This window comes from Yoonia sp. (assembly GCF_046292185.1).
Lineage (GTDB): Bacteria > Pseudomonadota > Alphaproteobacteria > Rhodobacterales > Rhodobacteraceae > Yoonia.
Genome location: NZ_JBKBQY010000020.1, coordinates 24,656 through 39,469, shown reverse-complemented (window position 1 = coordinate 39,469; position 14,814 = coordinate 24,656). Strand labels below are relative to the sequence as shown.

The following is a 14,814-nucleotide window of genomic DNA, read 5'->3' as shown; positions in this document are numbered from 1 at the left end:
AGCCCAAGTTTACCTCGCATTCCGATCCCGCCAGTCAGTGGACAGCGGCCCGCAAAGGCCCGGCGTTCTTCAGCTATACCGACAATTATCTCATCGACACGGATCACGGTGTCATCTTGGATGTGGAACCCACCCGCTCCATCCGGCAAGCCGAGGTTGGGTCGACAAAAACGATGCTGACGCGGGTGAAAGACAAATTCGGCTTGGTCCCTGACTGGATGATCGCCAGGACTGTTGCATTAACAGCCATCTTGTCGTGAAGTTATTGATGAAAGCTGTTGTGCAGTGCCTCCCGGGTGCGGGCCGCAACAGTGCCCGATGAAGGGCGACGACGGTCGAAGGCGAACACCAGGCCAGTAATGGCACGATCAAGACATAATAAAGCCGCAATATCCCGCATATTGCAATTCCGGGATCATAGATGTCAGACATTTTGTCTTTTGTTTTCGAAGGTTTTTTTGAGAAATGCCCTTTTACCGTATCCGAAAGGCGATCGTGCTTGACCGCGACGGCGCGCCCTCTCGTCCAGTCCGCCGTTACATCGCAGAACGATGCGTTCTGAAGCTGGGGGCTTTTGAATGGTGGTGGCCGGTCGCCGGCTGGACGTGGCGGCCGACGGCGCCAGAGGCTCAGAACGATGCAGATCGTCACGTGAGGGCGTGCACCATCAAGCAAGCCGCACGCTGCACCACGCGAGTAAATATGAGCGGTTCTGTCCAACCGACAGCGCGCGCGCCGGAGTCACCACCTCCGCCCACGCCCACGCACTAGTACAGACAGGAACCGGGAATGATCGACTGGGATGTAAAGCGCGTCGACAGCCAGATCGCGACATTCTTTGACCAGTTGCGTGACAGGCTGAGCGACATGACGCCGGTGATGAAGGACATCGGAGAGCTGATGGTTACCGTCACCAAGCAGCGCAGCATAGAGCGTCTCGGGGTCAGGGAGATGTGTCGCTAAAGCTGCCGGTACATTCCATGCCAAGGATATCATAGCATTTGTTACAACATCATTCGTCGTCATCCCGAACGCCGAAATATCACCGGGGATAGCGGGCTTTCACGGACTGGTGCCATTCGATATGGCTGCCAGCCCCGCATCGGCCAAGTGTTCCCTGTCCGGCAAGTCCCGCAAACTCGCCAGCCCGAAGGCGACCAGAAACGCCTCTGTGGTGACAAAGGTGTAGGGCGCGCCACGCTGTGGCGCGCGCGGCCCCGTCCCGATCAGCCCCTGCCCATGCAGCCGCCCGATCAGATCGCGGCTGATCTCCTTGCCGAAAATCTCCTTCAGCCCCTCGCGGGTGATTGGCTGGTGATAGGCAATCGCCGCCAGCACCGCGGTATCGAATGCGCTCAGGTCCAGCCGCTGCCCGCCCGCATCCGCCGCCGCGCGGATCGCCGGCGCATAGGCGGGCCGCGTGCGCAACATCCAGCCGCTCGCGACCTGCACCACCTCGAATGCCCGGCCTTCCAAATCAGCGGACAGGTCCGCGATCAGCAGATCGACCGACGCCCCCTGCCCCACGACGCGCGCCAGATCCTCGCGCGGCACCGGCGTGGCGGACGCGAACAAGACCGCCTCGATCCGGCGCATCCATTCGCGCCAGCGCAAGTCCGGCGGCAGATCGGGCAATGCGCGGTCCAGTTCTGCCATCGCTACAATCCATACAGGCGGAAGGTCTCGCGCCCGGTCAGTTCCCGCACCGCACCCAAGGCAACTAGCCGGTCACAGAGCCGCCGCGCCGCGCGATCCGACAAGGGCAAGGCCGCAGGGGCCACCGCCTCCTGCGTCAGAAACATCGCCACCGCATCTTTCGCGCCTTTCGCCCGCAGCTTTGGTGCAACCGCAAGCAAATGCGCCGCCCGTCGCGCCAGATCAGCCGCATCGCGCACCGCCTGCAAAGCAGAGGCCGCCCCCGCGCGGTGACAGGCCAGACGCAACTCGTCGCCCCGCTTGCGCAGATCGGCCCGCTGCAACCCGGGCGCCAACAGCGGCACCAGATGATCCCACCCCAGCGCCTGCGCCAATACCGCATCGGCAAGGATCAGGGCGGGCACCTCGCCGCGCGGCAGATCGGTCAGAACCGCCTCCAGCACCATCGCGGCGCGGGCGATGGGCGCGCCCTGCCGCGCATCAAGCCAAACCGCGATCTGCGCCGGCGCGCAATCCGGCAAAGCCCGGTGCAGCGCGCGCAGCCCCACCGGTCGCGCCACCGCGCGCCGCCACGCCAGACAGGTTTCCCCCGCAGGCCCCGGCAGATCACCCGGACGCAGCAGATGCACCGCATCGCGCAGATCGCCCGCGCGGTCCTGCCGGCCCGCAAACACCATGCAGGCCTCTGCCGCGCGCAGGGCCAAACGGTCGCGCAACAAGGCCTGCGGCAGGTTGTCCCGGCGCAGCACCGCATCAAGCCGCGCCAGCGCCGCGCCCGACGAAAACGCCGCGTCTTCAAGGGCTTCCATGCGCGCCGCACCGCCCCGGAACGGCCGTTCCGGCACGCAGAATGGATCAGGCAAAGGGGCAGGCGGTGGAGGTTTCATCCCGCAAGGCTAGCCCACGGCGGCGCTTTTAGCCACAGAATAATGCCTGAACCGCCCCAACTTGTAAACTTCGTTTATGTCCAATAATCTTGCATTATCGGACATACCGGAATATGCTCAACCACATGCAGGAAAACAACGACAAATCGCGCACAGCGCCGCAGGATACCCTCAATGACGCGCAGCGCGGCGCGAGCGCGCAGGAAAAACCCATCGCCCTGCCCGCCCATGTCGCGGGCTCCAGCGCGCTCGACCGGCTGGTCGGCACCGCGCGCGATTACGCCAGTGCCGCAGTCGCGGACAACACGCTTAAGGCCTATGCCAAGGACTGGGCGCAGTTCACCCGCTGGTGCCGGATGCGGGGTGCGGACCCCCTGCCCCCATCGCCCGAACTGGTTGGGCTTTACATCGCGGATCTCGCCGCGCCACAGGGCAAGGCCCCTGCCCTCTCGGTCGCCTCCATCGCGCGCCGCGTGTCGGGGCTGGGCTGGGGCTATGCGCAGCGCGGCCAGCCGCTGGACCGCAAGGATCGCCACATCGCCACCGTGCTGGCCGGGATCAGGCGCAGACACGCCCGCCCGCCGGTGCAGAAAGAGGCGATCATGGCAGATGATATCCGCGCCATGGTCGCCACCCTGCCCCATGACCTGCGCGGGCTGCGCGACCGCGCCATCCTGCTGATCGGCTTTGCAGGCGGTCTGCGGCGCTCCGAAATCATCAGCCTCGATGTGCATAAGGACGACACGCTGGATTCCGGCGGCTGGGTCGATCTGCTGGACGGTGGCGCGCTGATCACTTTGCGCGGCAAGACCGGCTGGCGCGAAGTGGAAATCGGGCGCGGATCATCCGACCAGACCTGCCCTGTCCATGCGCTGCAACAATGGCTGCATTTCGCAAAGATCGGTTTCGGCCCCATTTTCACGGGCGTTACCCGCGACGGCAAACGGGCGCAAGAAACACGGCTGAACGACAAACACATCGCGCGGCTGATCAAATCCTGCGTGCTGAGGGCGGGCCTGCGGCCTGATCTGCCGGGCGCGGAACGGGTCAGGCTCTACTCCGGCCATTCCTTGCGCGCCGGTTTGGCCAGCAGCGCCGAGGTCGATGAACGCCATGTCCAGAAACAGCTCGGCCACGCCAGCGCCGAAATGACCCGCCGCTATCAGCGCAGGCGCGACAGGTTCCGCGTCAACCTCACCAAGGCGGCGGGGTTGTGAGGGGGTTCAGACGCCTTCGTTTTTCAAAGCGAGCAGCGCCGCCACATGATTAGGCAGATCAGTGCGCGCGTGCAGGATGTCCACTATGACGACCTCATTGGGCTGGTCCAAAAAAATCAGGAAATGCTCCCCTGCCCTGATGAAACGCAGGTCATCTGCGTCGTTCATGAGGACTGCGCAACTCCAGCTTTGTGCCTGCCTGCTCAGAATCGCCTCACAGCGGTCGAGCAATCCCGCCTCGTAACGCTCTGCCTGGCGCAGCCCGAAATTCTCGATCGTCCATCTGGCGATTTCGGTGAGGCTGGCTTCCGCACGACGGGTCAGCCGGAAGGATCGGCTCATGAACGAGCGCGCGCAGTCGCAAAGGCCCGGCGGATCGCATCCTTGCCGCTGCCCTGCGCAAGATCACCTGCCTTGACCTGCGCCAGACCTTCAAGAAGGCCCTTCCGAAGGTCTGCCATCTGTGCCTCTTCCTGTTCAAGCAGCCTCAGACCAGCGCGCAACGCTTCGCTTGCGTTCTGGTAACGTCCGGACGCCACAAGTGTTTGGACCAGATGGTCTTGGGATTCGGTCAGGACAACGTTGCGTGTCACCATTGGTAAGATCTCCATTTGTTGGCAATATATGCCAATGCACAGTTCTGGTCAATGAAATCTAGAACAAGCGCCAGAAGCCAGAGGAGCAAGAGTTTCGTGCCCGCAGCGAGCAGTCGGGTGATGCCCTGAGTGAGCTTGACGCGATCTTTTGTGGTGAAATCCCGGGTGTGTTTCAGGGTCAGACCGCCCTGCCCTGCGATGCAGCGGACCTCACCGACCTGGAATGTGCTGCGCGCCGACCTGGAGTTGAGCGGTTTCAGGCCATCGGGGTCGGGCGCTGTGCCATCGGCGAAGGATTGCAGGATTGTCATTTCCTCGACTACGCTGCGATTGTCGTAATCTTTCAGATGCGTACGCAGGCGGCGGACCAATGTGTCATCCCGGCGGATCTTTTGGAGGAGTGAGAGACCGAGATTGCGTGAGATATCCTGAGGAAATGAAAGATATGGGCCGATCAGGTCAAGCAGGCGCGCGAATTTGCGGATATAGCTGCGGCGTTGGTAGCCTGCGGACTGGATCAACACAGCGACAGCGCTGTCGACGATGTGCTGGTTGTGGGGTCGGCGGCATAGACCTGAGCGGTCATGGCCATTTCTGGGAAAGACAGGTCTTTGCGGATGACGTTTTCATCGACCATGCGGCGATATATCTTGGTGCGCCCTTCCCCGCGGGGAAGAAATCCGGCGGGGATCTTTGCCCAGGCCTCGCCGTCTTCCTCATGGAGCGCGCGATAGGCCGCAAACCGGCGATAGCCCTGAACCAGATCATAGCGACCATCGCTGCGTTCGATGACCTGAATGGGATTGGAGAGGCCAATCTCCGGATCGAGGTGATGAGTTCATTCAGTTGATAATCGGGGCTGGTGTTTCGGTCACGGATCAGAGCCTGCATGGTGATGCTGTTCAGCGCGAGCATATGGATGGCAAGGCCCGGTGTTTCGATGGATTTTGGCGCTTCGGAACGCGGATCGGTGAGACGGTGGAGATAGGACATGGCGGTACCTTTTTGGTTGCGTGGATCGTGCCAGTCTATATTCACAGCCTTTGGAAAAGGTTGTGGCACCGTGCGTTGCTTCGCGAATTGTCCGCGGACAAATCCATGGTTGATCAAATTGTCCGCGGACAATGCTGGCGCGCGGCGAGTTGGCGGATCAGCTGGACCGGGTCGAAGCCAATGCTTTTTTGACCAGTGGTGATCGCCCTGAAATAGGCACCAGCCTGTTTGATACGTTGATGGAATTGCATCATGGCCCAGATCGTTGTTGCGGCACTGAGTGGCCCGATTTGATCCTGTGCAGCCTGATAGGTGCGGTCGTCGATCCCGATCATCGGGGCAAGAATGCGGGCATGGGCGATGACGTCTGCGAAAGACTCGATCTTATTCACAGCATATTGCCGTGCTTCCGGGCAGGCGGCGAGCAATTCTGTCAAATGGAACGGGTGTTGTTTTTTTTGTGGTTGCGGTTCTTTATCAATAAGTTCTTTTTTTGAGTTCTGATGGTGCCGGACATTTTGGCTGTCTTCGGCGGACATTTGTGCTGTTGCGGCCTCGGTGTGTTCGGCAGCCAAGGGCGCGGTGGTGAGGGTTGTCAGCAGGGTTTCACAGGCGTCCAGCGTCAGTTTGCGGCGCAAGATGCGCAGGGCTTGGGTGGCATTCGGGTGATGTGGGTCTGTGATGAGCAGATCGTTGGCGGCGGCACGGATCTTGGTGCGGATATAGGCGATCTGTTCCTGTTTGGCGGTCGCTTCAGCGGCGAGAGCGGCGATCCGGGGCAGGGCGTCGTAGAGTGGCGTCAGATCAAAGCCGAAACGGAGCATCGTGCCAGCGTGGCTGTTGGCCTTAGTAAACCGTTTGCGGTTCGGGCTGTCGTGGCGGGCAAGCAGGCCAGCATCCTGCAGGATCACCACGTGCCGCCGGATAGTCCGGTCAGAGATGCCGTTGCGCCGGAATGTCAGTGTCGCGTTCGAGGCAAAGACGGTGTGATGCGTGCGTTTGGGGGGCAGGCAGGAGATCAACGTGTCGAGTGTGGCGATCACCGGCGGGGTCAGTCCTATCAGCGAGGCTGCGCGGCGAGTCATGTCAATGACGATGTGACGGTCGGGAATCGCGTTGTCCGCGGACAACAGAGGTTCTGTCCGCTCTCTGAAAGAGGCGGCGGCGGGGATGAAAGCCATGATATTTTCACGACAACCGGGCGGGAAACGCCCCTATATTCACAATTTAAGGTGAAAAAGGCCGCAGTTGTTCAGCAACCGAATCGGTTGTTGTTGACTGATGGGGAAAAGCTGCTAAATCTGTAGGTGCAAAGAACAGATCGGGCCTTCCTTGGGTGACCTTGGGGGGCTCTTTCTTTTTGGGTTGTTTGCGTGCTCCTTGTTGTTTGGTTTCTACTGCGTCGATGGCTCAATCAGGGTCTTCGCCTGTCTGCCACGCCTGATAGAGGCGCTTGAGCGTGGTTTCCGCATTTTCATGCATCCACCGGGCAAATTCGGGTGTCTGGGTCTTGGACAATTTCAGCGTCAGCGCGCGGGCGGTATCGGTGACCTCTGCCAACGGTGTGCCGTCATCGGCGGTGACCGACAGGGCAGGGGTGCGCGATGGGGGTGTCGCTTTGCGATGTTGCATTGCTGCGGCGCTGAGCCGTGCGAAACGGTCGTCGGATTGCGCGATCGCGTCCAGATCGAGCGTTTCTGTCAGCGCGGTCAGGTCCACGCCGTCATCGCGGACCAGATCGGCGAGGTCTTCCCAGCGGCGGCGGCCAATGCCATGGGCAGAGCCGATGGACTGGATCACGGGTTCGGGGATGGCGCGGGCGACTTTCGTCATGCGCGACAGCATCGGTTTGTCGATGGCCAGTGCGTCAAGGATCACCGGCTGGTCGTATCCCGTATCGGCGAGTTCAGCGGCAAAGAGCGCCTTTTCGATGAAACTGGGGTCCAGCCGTTCGGCGTTCTCCTGCCCCTGTGCCAGCACAGCCTCAGAATCTGACAGTGAACGGACCAGCGCCTTAGCGGGCAGGCCCAGAACGCGCAGGGCACGCAACCGTCGGCGACCATAGATGATCTGGAACAGACCAGGCTGATCAGGGGCAGGGCGCACCATGATCGGTACCTGCTGACCATGCTGGCGGATGCTTTGCGCAAGGGTCGCGACATCGGCGTCGCTGAAGACGAGCCGGTCTTTTGGTCCGCCTTCAATGATCTGATCGACGGGGATCTCGCGCACGGCATTGCTGGACAGGTCCTTGAGCGTGGACTTCATGCCTGACATCGCGCCGGTATTTGGAAACCGGCTGCGTGGTTCCGCCGGGGTGGCTGTATCAGGCGGGGCAGGGGGCTGGAACAGGTTGCGACGTGCCATCATTCAGCCTTTCTGCCCCAGGCGGCCTGAATCGTTTTTTCAAACTCATCGGCAACGCCATTAACGCTCTCCAGAATCCGGTCGCGGGTTTTTTTCACCACCTGACCGGGGTCGAGTTCGTAGATTGTCTGCTGAGTCATGCCCGCATCGGAAATGGCGGTGGATTTCAGCATCGGGATGGTCAGCACCTGATCGAGCAGGATCGAGCGCAGGAAGCCCGCCATCTGCGATTGGGGCACATCGGTCGGTTCAAAGCGCGAGATGAGGAACTTGAGGAAGGACCAGTCGATCGGGCCTGTCGCCTCTTCCAGCGTCTGAACAGTTTCCCCAGCCATTTCAAGGAATTGCGCCATGGAGGCGACGTCAAGCATGCTGGGCACCACCGTGATGAGCAATCCGGTCGAGGCGAGAAGTGCCGTCATCGTGGTAAAGCCCAGTTGCGGCGGGCAGTCGATGATCACGATGTCATAATTTTCCTCGATCTCGTCGAGCGCGATCGCCAGCCGCTGGGTAAAAGGGGGGTCCTGCTTGTGCTGCAACGCATAGGCGGTTTCGGTTTCATATTCCGACAAGAGCAGGCCGGCAGGGGCGAGGTCGAGATTGTGGAAATAGGTTTTGCGCACCACTTCGCTGAGCGGGACCGGGTCTTGATATTTCAGCGCGTCATAGATCGTGCCGGTTTCGGAGAATTCTATTTCGGGGCGATAGCCGAACATGGTGGTCAGGCTGGCCTGCGGGTCCATGTCGACGGCCAGCACGCGGTAGCCGCGCAGGGCGTAGCGCTGTGCGAGATGGATGGCGGTGGTCGTCTTGCTGGAGCCACCTTTGAAATTGACAATGGAAATCACCTGCAGCGTGTCACCGTCGCGGCGGCCGGGCAGATAGGCCGCACCATTGCGCCCGGTGCGGGCCATGACATGGCGGATCTGGTCGATCTCGGCCGCGGAATAGAGCCTGCGGCCGCGCGGATCGGTTTCCACTTCGGGGAAATCGCCTTCCAAATGGCGGGTGCGCAGATTGGACAGGCTGATCCCGGTGAGTTCGGAGACTTCGGCAGGCTGGAATTTGCGCAGAACCTTGCGGCTGTCGGGCTGAAAGCTGTTGCGCATATGCACATTCAACGCTTCTGACAGGCGGGAGGCATGGGCCGCAATCGTTGCCGCGATAGACTCTGCCTGCGGTATTTGCTTGTCTGTCATTTTGCTGCCCTCACGACCTCTTGCTGGGTCATCGTTGTTTCGTCGCAGGATCACGCGTTTTTTGTGTTTCTGCGTCAAAGAAATCTTTTGCACGCAACTTCCTTTCAGGCAACAGTTTTTTGACGGCACGTGTTGCTCGTCTGCTCACCCAGAAGCGGAGCAAGTGGCGGTAACGCACTGAACTTGTTTGGTATTTGCTACTCTCTTACAGCAATCCCCAACATCTGGTAATTGCTGTGTAAGTTGCCCCAACAGGTTGAAACGCGATGGCTGCGGCGAATCGTTGCAGGCGCTGCGTCCGTTCAATGTCGCCGCAGCGGATCAGATTCTCCAGAACAAGTCCGGGACGGCAAGCGATTGTCACGACGCGAGGTTGAAAGTCTAAGCTGCATAATGTATATGTCTCTGCATATACACCCGAAGAGGAGAGGCCATCATGCCGCAACCGCATTCAAATTCAGAGCCTCGCGAAGCCAAGCTTTTTCGCAACAACAAGAGCCAGGCCGTCCGTATTCCCGTAGACTTCGAGTTGCCGGGGAATCGGGTGAACATCTACCGTGACGGGAACCGGCTTATCATCGAGCCGGTGCAGCGCAAGAACCTGCTGGAAGTGCTGGCGGGGCTGGACCCGCTCGGACCCGAGGATCAGTTTCCTGATGTGGATGAGACGCTTCTTCCGGCCAAGGACATCGACCTTTGAGCCTGTATATGCTGGACACCAACATCGTCTCTGACCTTCTTCGAAATCCTGAGGGCAGCGCGGCAAAACGCATTGCCGATGTCGGAGCGGATGCGATCTGCGTGAGCATTATCACTGCGGCAGAGCTGCGATATGGCTGTGCGAAGAAAGGGTCCGCGAAACTGTTGGCGCATGTCGAAGCGATACTGGAAAGTGTGCAGGTTCTGGCGTTCGATGTGCCCGCTGACGCAGAGTATGGCGGTATCCGTGCCGCGCTTGAGGCCGCTGGCAAGACCATTGGTCCGAATGATCTGTTGATCGCGGCGCATGCCTGCGCCGCGGGCGCCATCCTTGTGACTGATAACACGGGCGAGTTTTCCCGCGTTCGCGGCCTGCGGGTTGAACACTGGATCAGGTAAGATCCACCTGACCTCGGAAAAGTCGATCAATACCAGCAGCTCGCGCGGGGGCCACGCAGCCGGCTCACATGATCGACGAGATGCCCGAGGATATCAAGGCGCTGATGATAGAAGGGCTCGAGCGAAACTTGACGCAGTCGGATGACTAAGTCGCGTGCTGGAGAGGTTTTCTGCTATCCGTTCCTGTGGAAACGCGAACAGATGACGGGCGAGACTGACGGCCCAAGACGCGGCCTGTCTGTATCGCCGTCAATCGGCAAACAATTTTAGTTCTTTCGACGGTCAACTGTTCCGGCCAACTGACGAAATCAGCCGACGACGGTTGCGTCCACCTCCCATAGCCTGCTCTCTGGGCTGAGCCCTACGGCCCACCCGACACGTCGAGGAACAGCTTCACCAAGGCAACGTTGATAAAATAGTTGTTCTTCCCCGAGCGGTACTTTTCGACAAAGCCGTGGTCCGCCAAGGTGTCGAGGTACTTCGCAGCAGTTTGTCTGCTGACATCCAGATCCTTCTGCAGGTATTCGATCCGCGTGTATGGGTGGCGGAAGAGGTTGTTTAGCAGCTCCTGGCTGTATATCTTCGGTAACTCGTCCCGCAGCCTGTGCTTAACGTCCGCCATTTGCTGTCGAATACCGATGACAATTTCGACTGTCGTGGCAGAAGTCTCAGCTACGGCTTCGAGCATGTAGATGACCCAGCTCTCCCAGTCACCGCTGTCGCGTACTGCTTGCAGATGCTGGTAGTAGTCTGCTTTGTTGCGAGTGATGAAGCGCGACAGATACAGCACCGGAATTTCGAGCAATCCTGTGCGGGTAAGGTAGAGAACATTTAGAATGCGGCCGATCCGCCCGTTTCCGTCTGGAAACGGGTGGATGCTCTCGAACTGGTGATGGATGAGCGCCATCTTGATCAGCGGATCTAAGTCGGAAAGGTTGTCGTCGTTGACGAACTTCTCGAGCGCCGTCATCTGGCTGACGATCTCGCGCGCATCCTGAGGCGGGACGAAGACGATCTCTCCGGTCTGCTCGTTTTTCAGAGCCGTTCCCGGTGTCACACGAAACCCGTCACTTCGCCCCTTCAGCAAGCGAAACATGTCGATGATCGCCGAATTGGGGATTAAACCACCGGCTTCGCCCAGCCTTGCGTAGCCAAGCCGCAAAGCGTCGCGATAGAGGGAAACTTCTTTGGCCGCCGGGGATTTCGGGTCGTCGGGGAAGAGGTCGGCCTGAAACAGCTCGTCCTGAGTTGTGACGATGTTTTCGACCTCAGAGGAGGCCTTGGCTTCTTGAAGCGCGAGGGTGTCAATCAGAATGCTTTGGTTTGGAATAGTTTTCGCTTGGCCTTTCAATTCTGCAAGCGCGCGGCTGGCGCGAGCGAGCACTTTGAGCACAGGGACAGTTTCGATTTCTGCCGTTGGGGGCAGGGTGGGGATGACATAGGTCGGCTTTAACATGTTCCCCACTTCGCGTTAAGAAAGTTTCATTTTCTTAACATGAGATGCAGTTCATGTCAGCAAAAATGGTACTTTTTAACTTGGGCCTGCGACATGGTAGCGAAACTGGCAAGCTGACGTCAGGCCGTCAGCTTCTGCTCCCCCGGTTCGGATCATTCGGCCGGAACAGCCAGCGCCCGGCGGTCGAGCTGGCCCGATAAACGGGTCAGCACGATGCCGAATGCCACCACGGCCGCGCCGACCCACGGGGCCGCGGCGACCCGAGGAATTTCTACGGGGTCTGGGCCCATGAGCTGGCCCATGCCACTAAGGCACCGCATCGGCTGAACCGCGATTTCGGTCTCTCGAAGTTCGGCAACACCTCGTACGCACGCGAGGAGATCGTCGCGGAATTGACCTCGGTGTTCTTGGGTCAGACGCTTGGCTTCACGGCGCATACGCTCGAGATGAATGCCGCCTACCTCTACAACTGGTTGCGCGTTCTTCGGTCGGACAAGGGCGCGATCTTCCAGCACGCCCCAGACGCGCAGCGCGCTTGCGACTACCTGATCGCCCGATCAGAGACGGGCAGGGCAGGTGGCAGCGCTAAGGCCGCGTAACAGACCTGTTCCTGCGAGGCGGAAATTGGCAGGTGTGAGCCCTCTTTAACCAATGCTGCGCATACCGGAACCGGGCGTCAATCGCGGTTACTATCCTTCATTTCGATCAGTTGAATAAGATTCCCACAGGTATCATCGAAAACGGCCATGCGGACGGGTCCCGCATCCATTGGCTCTTGGACAAACGCCACGCTTCGCTCCCCCAGCCTTTTTCGCTCCGCGTCAAGGTTTTTCACTTGGAACGAGTGCGCAGGAATGCCGTCCATGACCAGCGCCTCCTTATAGGGCTTCACAGCCGGGTGGTCGCTTGGTTCGAGCAGTAATTCTGTTCCTTCGGGTTGCTCATCGGGGACAACCGTCAGCCAACGATTTTCACCTACCGGCAAATCACTCTTCACTTTGAAACCAAGAGTGTCGCAGTAGAATTTCTCAGCTTTTTGCTGATCGTCAACGTAAATGCTGGTGACATGGATTTTCATGTTTTGGGTCCACTTTCATTATATTCTTCAAGCCACGCGGCGGCTGCGACGTGGCTATCGTTGATGCTCAATGAATGCGCTTTGGTGCGCCCCTTCCAGGACGTCTCAATCAGTCCGGCGCGCTCCAGGACATCGAGGTGCTGAGAAACCGTCTGTCGTGACAAGGCCGCACCGTTTTCTGCAACCGAAGCCACGCAAACCTCGAAAAGCGATTGGCCGGGCTGTCGGCTCAGACTGGCTATGATGCGTCGTCGCGTGCGATCCGCGAGAGCCTTGAAAAGGAGGTCGAGCTGTTCTTCTGTCATGGGCGGACATCATGCAGTAAAATTACGGCATGTCAAGTCATCAGGCTAAAGGTGGCCAATCTGTTTCGATAGAGTCAAAGGTGCTTCGTCCCGCAGTCCTGACTTTTGGATTTATTCGGGTCGGGCAGGTTTGGATGGGGTCTTCTACCAAGGGGAAAAGAAAAAGCGGGCTTTGGGAAGGGTGTTTCAACTTCTCAAGGGAGTTCCCTATGTCCATGACCGTTCAATCCCTGCCAGACCGTCCGGATCCGACCGTGATCGCGGCGCAGAACGATGCGTTTCGCAAGCTCGCGTGCCTTGCCGACATCAACTGGCCCAGACCAATGGCGCCCGCGTGTGAAACCGCATCCTGCCGGTAGGCGCTCTCAACCTTGATATTGGCCCGGTAGAGTGCCAGCCAATCCGTGACGGACAGTCCCGCGCGGCGCAAACCGGGATGGCCGGCATAGCGCAGGGCTGTCGCTTCGATGCTCGAGAGAACGTCTGCGCGGGGCAAGGGTGCTGGCTGGGCGAACGCTGCAAACCTCAGCGCGTCAGGCTCGAAAGCTGCTTCAGTCTCACCAAGAATGGCCAAGCCATTGGAGGCCGATGCCTGACCAACGCCGTCATTATAGTTCCGGGCAAAACCGCTCTGAGACCGGGATGGGGTCAGAGAGCCGTCGCTCTCCATGACCAAGACCATTTGCGCTGAGGCAGGTGCTGCGACCAGCCAGAGGCAGACGAGGTTAGTTGTCAGCGCCCTTGTCTGATGGGGCGAGCTTGTGGCTCCGGCTTGTACCCGCCTCAAGCGGCAGGTCGACATGCGAAAAGCCAAGGCCAATGAAAAAAGACACCACGCCGGAGATCGTTTTGAACTCGCGGATCTTGATATCGTTGTAGGTCGTCCGCGTGCGGGCGGTGACGAGGAGCTTTTCCACCCCGTCATCAGTGACAACGCGCATGATCCAGACCCCGTAATAGCTGGGGCCTTTCTTATGTGCCGAGTCCTGGCACAGGATTTCTGCGCTATAGCCGCTTTCCACGAGCTCGCGGAACCTGGCTTCCGTAACCACATTTGGTGCTTCGATGTCCCAGTTCATGGCCCGGCTCACGCTTTCTCCAATGGCGCGACCCTAGGCATTCCCACTTGAAGCCCAGAGTTACGATAGTATACTATCAACCGCAAGATGTAATATCGTGCTTTAGCTGTAGTTTGGTTACGCAAACACTAGTCACGGCCAGTGTCCGCGATCAAGGAGATAACAGGTTTGAGAAACCCAAGGTTGACAGGCCTGCTCCCATTGCAAGCTATGGTCCTTTTGATCTGCGTTCCCGGACCAGTTTTGGCGGAATCCTGCTTCGCCCCGGCCCGTCCTTTCGTGCCAAGCGATTCGCAGGCGGCGCGGGACTATGCGGACATCATCCGTGGCGATTTCGAAGACTACATCCAGGATATCCAGAGCTACTTCCGCTGCCTCGACAGCGAACGCGCGCGCGCGTTCAAGGAAGCGCGGGAGGTCAGCGAGGACTATGGCCGATTTCTACAATTGGTAGGCGATTGATGGGCAACCTCGGGAGCATCAGACTTGCAGCCCATGGAAACAAGACGCCGATCACACCCTCATATATCTACTTTTTAGATATCAGATTTCATCCGCTAGCGACGTCACAAAAGGTATGTGACGCGTGGCAAAGACAATCAGAAGCACGGGACAGGTGGCACTCTGCCAAGCGTTGGTCGAAGCTCGCATCAAGGCGGGCCTCGGTCAGGGGGATTTGGCGGTCAGGCTCCAGTGCCATCAATCCCTCGTGGCGCGCATTGAAAGCGGCCAGCGCCGGGTCGACATCATCGAACTGGTTGTCCTCGCCCGCGCCATTGGCTTTGACCCGTTCGAGGTATTGGCGATCGTTGAAGCCGCCACGGAGCCCGACCACAGGATTTGAGTTATTTCATCAATCGAGAACACGGGAGCTGACTTCTCC

General features: G+C 59.4%; 19 protein-coding genes and 3 pseudogenes. 8 read left to right on the top strand and 14 right to left on the bottom strand.

Annotated elements, in window-relative coordinates; genetic code table 11:
* Both ACK4TM_RS05830 and ACK4TM_RS05825 read left to right on the top strand, forming a co-directional pair.
* Positions 1–233, top strand: a pseudogene (locus ACK4TM_RS05830) (IS5/IS1182 family transposase); the annotation flags it as partial.
* Positions 234–789: 556 nt separating this feature from the next.
* Positions 790–963 (top strand): hypothetical protein, encoded by a 174-nt coding sequence (locus ACK4TM_RS05825; protein WP_409698123.1) that lies wholly within the window; start codon positions 790–792, stop codon positions 961–963.
* 99 nt (positions 964–1,062) lie between these two features.
* Here ACK4TM_RS05825 and ACK4TM_RS05820 read toward each other — a convergent pair whose 3' ends face one another.
* Together ACK4TM_RS05820 and ACK4TM_RS05815 are read right to left on the bottom strand one after the other, a co-directional pair.
* The gene (locus ACK4TM_RS05820) at positions 1,063–1,656 is read right to left on the bottom strand and encodes an SMC-Scp complex subunit ScpB (protein ID WP_409698120.1); all 594 of its coding nucleotides are present in this window, start codon (positions 1,654–1,656) and stop codon (positions 1,063–1,065) included.
* 2 nt (positions 1,657–1,658) lie between these two features.
* On the bottom strand, positions 1,659–2,465 hold the full coding sequence (locus tag ACK4TM_RS05815) for a DUF1403 family protein (protein WP_409698128.1): 807 nt from the start codon (positions 2,463–2,465) through the stop codon (positions 1,659–1,661).
* A 191-nt stretch (positions 2,466–2,656) separates the two neighbouring features.
* Here ACK4TM_RS05815 and ACK4TM_RS05810 point away from each other — a divergent pair, with 191 nt between their 5' ends.
* Positions 2,657–3,760: a tyrosine-type recombinase/integrase gene (locus ACK4TM_RS05810; protein WP_409698117.1), complete on the top strand. Its 1,104-nt coding sequence runs from the start codon at positions 2,657–2,659 to the stop codon at positions 3,758–3,760.
* 6 nt (positions 3,761–3,766) lie between these two features.
* Here the strand turns inward: ACK4TM_RS05810 and ACK4TM_RS05805 are convergent, their stop codons facing one another.
* The 7 genes from ACK4TM_RS05805 to repA all read right to left on the bottom strand — a co-directional run bounded on the left by ACK4TM_RS05805 (position 3,767) and on the right by repA (position 8,915).
* Positions 3,767–4,102 (bottom strand): type II toxin-antitoxin system RelE/ParE family toxin, encoded by a 336-nt coding sequence (locus tag ACK4TM_RS05805; protein WP_409698114.1) that lies wholly within the window; start codon positions 4,100–4,102, stop codon positions 3,767–3,769.
* On the bottom strand, positions 4,099–4,356 hold the full coding sequence (locus ACK4TM_RS05800) for a type II toxin-antitoxin system ParD family antitoxin (RefSeq protein ID WP_409698111.1): 258 nt from the start codon (positions 4,354–4,356) through the stop codon (positions 4,099–4,101). The genes ACK4TM_RS05805 and ACK4TM_RS05800 overlap by 4 nt, the downstream gene beginning before the upstream one ends.
* Complete coding sequence (locus tag ACK4TM_RS05795) at positions 4,350–4,877, bottom strand: hypothetical protein (RefSeq protein ID WP_409698108.1); 528 nt, start codon at positions 4,875–4,877, stop codon at positions 4,350–4,352. Before ACK4TM_RS05795 ends, ACK4TM_RS05800 begins: the two co-directional genes overlap by 7 nt.
* The gene (locus ACK4TM_RS05790) at positions 4,874–5,119 is read right to left on the bottom strand and encodes a hypothetical protein (RefSeq protein WP_409698126.1); all 246 of its coding nucleotides are present in this window, start codon (positions 5,117–5,119) and stop codon (positions 4,874–4,876) included. The genes ACK4TM_RS05795 and ACK4TM_RS05790 overlap by 4 nt, the downstream gene beginning before the upstream one ends.
* 343 nt (positions 5,120–5,462) lie before the next feature.
* A complete protein-coding gene (repC, locus tag ACK4TM_RS05785; protein ID WP_409698105.1) occupies positions 5,463–6,530 on the bottom strand; it encodes a plasmid replication protein RepC in 1,068 nt (355 codons plus the stop codon).
* A gap of 229 nt (positions 6,531–6,759) precedes the next feature.
* A complete protein-coding gene (gene repB / locus ACK4TM_RS05780; RefSeq protein ID WP_409698102.1) occupies positions 6,760–7,716 on the bottom strand; it encodes a plasmid partitioning protein RepB in 957 nt (318 codons plus the stop codon).
* Entirely contained in the window at positions 7,716–8,915 is a 1,200-nt protein-coding gene (gene repA, locus ACK4TM_RS05775; protein ID WP_409698099.1) for a plasmid partitioning protein RepA, read from the bottom strand. Before repA ends, repB begins: the two co-directional genes overlap by 1 nt.
* 436 nt (positions 8,916–9,351) lie before the next feature.
* Here repA and ACK4TM_RS05770 point away from each other — a divergent pair, with 436 nt between their 5' ends.
* Entirely contained in the window at positions 9,352–9,615 is a 264-nt protein-coding gene (locus tag ACK4TM_RS05770) for an antitoxin (protein WP_409698096.1), read from the top strand.
* Positions 9,612–10,013, top strand: coding sequence for a type II toxin-antitoxin system VapC family toxin (locus tag ACK4TM_RS05765; RefSeq protein ID WP_409698093.1), 402 nt, complete (start codon positions 9,612–9,614; stop codon positions 10,011–10,013). The genes ACK4TM_RS05770 and ACK4TM_RS05765 overlap by 4 nt, the downstream gene beginning before the upstream one ends.
* Positions 10,014–10,374: 361 nt before the next feature.
* Here ACK4TM_RS05765 and ACK4TM_RS05760 read toward each other — a convergent pair whose 3' ends face one another.
* Positions 10,375–11,469 (bottom strand): Fic family protein, encoded by a 1,095-nt coding sequence (locus ACK4TM_RS05760; RefSeq protein WP_409698091.1) that lies wholly within the window; start codon positions 11,467–11,469, stop codon positions 10,375–10,377.
* A gap of 257 nt (positions 11,470–11,726) precedes the next feature.
* Here ACK4TM_RS05760 and ACK4TM_RS05755 point away from each other — a divergent pair.
* A pseudogene (locus ACK4TM_RS05755) lies at positions 11,727–12,068 on the top strand (zincin-like metallopeptidase domain-containing protein); the annotation flags it as partial.
* A gap of 77 nt (positions 12,069–12,145) precedes the next feature.
* On the opposite strand, the gene ACK4TM_RS05750 reads toward ACK4TM_RS05755, so the two are convergent.
* From ACK4TM_RS05750 to ACK4TM_RS05735, 4 genes and pseudogenes are all read right to left on the bottom strand, one after another.
* Entirely contained in the window at positions 12,146–12,547 is a 402-nt protein-coding gene (locus ACK4TM_RS05750) for a VOC family protein (protein WP_409698088.1), read from the bottom strand.
* Positions 12,544–12,852, bottom strand: a complete 309-nt coding sequence (locus ACK4TM_RS05745; RefSeq protein ID WP_409698085.1) for an ArsR/SmtB family transcription factor — start codon at positions 12,850–12,852, stop codon at positions 12,544–12,546. The genes ACK4TM_RS05750 and ACK4TM_RS05745 overlap by 4 nt, the downstream gene beginning before the upstream one ends.
* Before the next feature lie 298 nt (positions 12,853–13,150).
* Positions 13,151–13,534: pseudogene (locus tag ACK4TM_RS05740) on the bottom strand (lytic transglycosylase domain-containing protein); the annotation flags it as partial.
* Positions 13,535–13,577: 43 nt separating this feature from the next.
* Complete coding sequence (locus tag ACK4TM_RS05735; RefSeq protein ID WP_409698082.1) at positions 13,578–13,931, bottom strand: hypothetical protein; 354 nt, start codon at positions 13,929–13,931, stop codon at positions 13,578–13,580.
* Between the two features lie 210 nt (positions 13,932–14,141).
* Between ACK4TM_RS05735 and ACK4TM_RS05730 the strand changes: the two genes are divergently transcribed.
* Together ACK4TM_RS05730 and ACK4TM_RS05725 are read left to right on the top strand one after the other, a co-directional pair.
* On the top strand, positions 14,142–14,393 hold the full coding sequence (locus ACK4TM_RS05730; protein ID WP_409698079.1) for a hypothetical protein: 252 nt from the start codon (positions 14,142–14,144) through the stop codon (positions 14,391–14,393).
* Positions 14,394–14,517: 124 nt separating this feature from the next.
* Positions 14,518–14,775, top strand: coding sequence for a multiprotein-bridging factor 1 family protein (locus ACK4TM_RS05725; protein ID WP_409698076.1), 258 nt, complete (start codon positions 14,518–14,520; stop codon positions 14,773–14,775).
* Positions 14,776–14,814 lie beyond the last annotated feature (39 nt).

Coding starts and splice junctions, on each gene's coding strand:
- ACK4TM_RS05825 (WP_409698123.1), top strand. CDS start 790: ATGATCGACTGGGATGTAAAGCGCGTCGACAGCCAGATCGCGACATTC.
- ACK4TM_RS05820 (WP_409698120.1), bottom strand. CDS start 1,656: ATGGCAGAACTGGACCGCGCATTGCCCGATCTGCCGCCGGACTTGCGC.
- ACK4TM_RS05815 (WP_409698128.1), bottom strand. CDS start 2,465: ATGGAAGCCCTTGAAGACGCGGCGTTTTCGTCGGGCGCGGCGCTGGCG.
- ACK4TM_RS05810 (WP_409698117.1), top strand. CDS start 2,657: ATGCTCAACCACATGCAGGAAAACAACGACAAATCGCGCACAGCGCCG.
- ACK4TM_RS05805 (WP_409698114.1), bottom strand. CDS start 4,102: ATGAGCCGATCCTTCCGGCTGACCCGTCGTGCGGAAGCCAGCCTCACC.
- ACK4TM_RS05800 (WP_409698111.1), bottom strand. CDS start 4,356: ATGGTGACACGCAACGTTGTCCTGACCGAATCCCAAGACCATCTGGTC.
- repC (WP_409698105.1), bottom strand. CDS start 6,530: ATGGCTTTCATCCCCGCCGCCGCCTCTTTCAGAGAGCGGACAGAACCT.
- repB (WP_409698102.1), bottom strand. CDS start 7,716: ATGGCACGTCGCAACCTGTTCCAGCCCCCTGCCCCGCCTGATACAGCC.
- repA (WP_409698099.1), bottom strand. CDS start 8,915: ATGACAGACAAGCAAATACCGCAGGCAGAGTCTATCGCGGCAACGATT.
- ACK4TM_RS05770 (WP_409698096.1), top strand. CDS start 9,352: ATGCCGCAACCGCATTCAAATTCAGAGCCTCGCGAAGCCAAGCTTTTT.
- ACK4TM_RS05760 (WP_409698091.1), bottom strand. CDS start 11,469: ATGTTAAAGCCGACCTATGTCATCCCCACCCTGCCCCCAACGGCAGAA.
- ACK4TM_RS05750 (WP_409698088.1), bottom strand. CDS start 12,547: ATGAAAATCCATGTCACCAGCATTTACGTTGACGATCAGCAAAAAGCT.
- ACK4TM_RS05745 (WP_409698085.1), bottom strand. CDS start 12,852: ATGACAGAAGAACAGCTCGACCTCCTTTTCAAGGCTCTCGCGGATCGC.
- ACK4TM_RS05735 (WP_409698082.1), bottom strand. CDS start 13,931: ATGAACTGGGACATCGAAGCACCAAATGTGGTTACGGAAGCCAGGTTC.
- ACK4TM_RS05730 (WP_409698079.1), top strand. CDS start 14,142: ATGGTCCTTTTGATCTGCGTTCCCGGACCAGTTTTGGCGGAATCCTGC.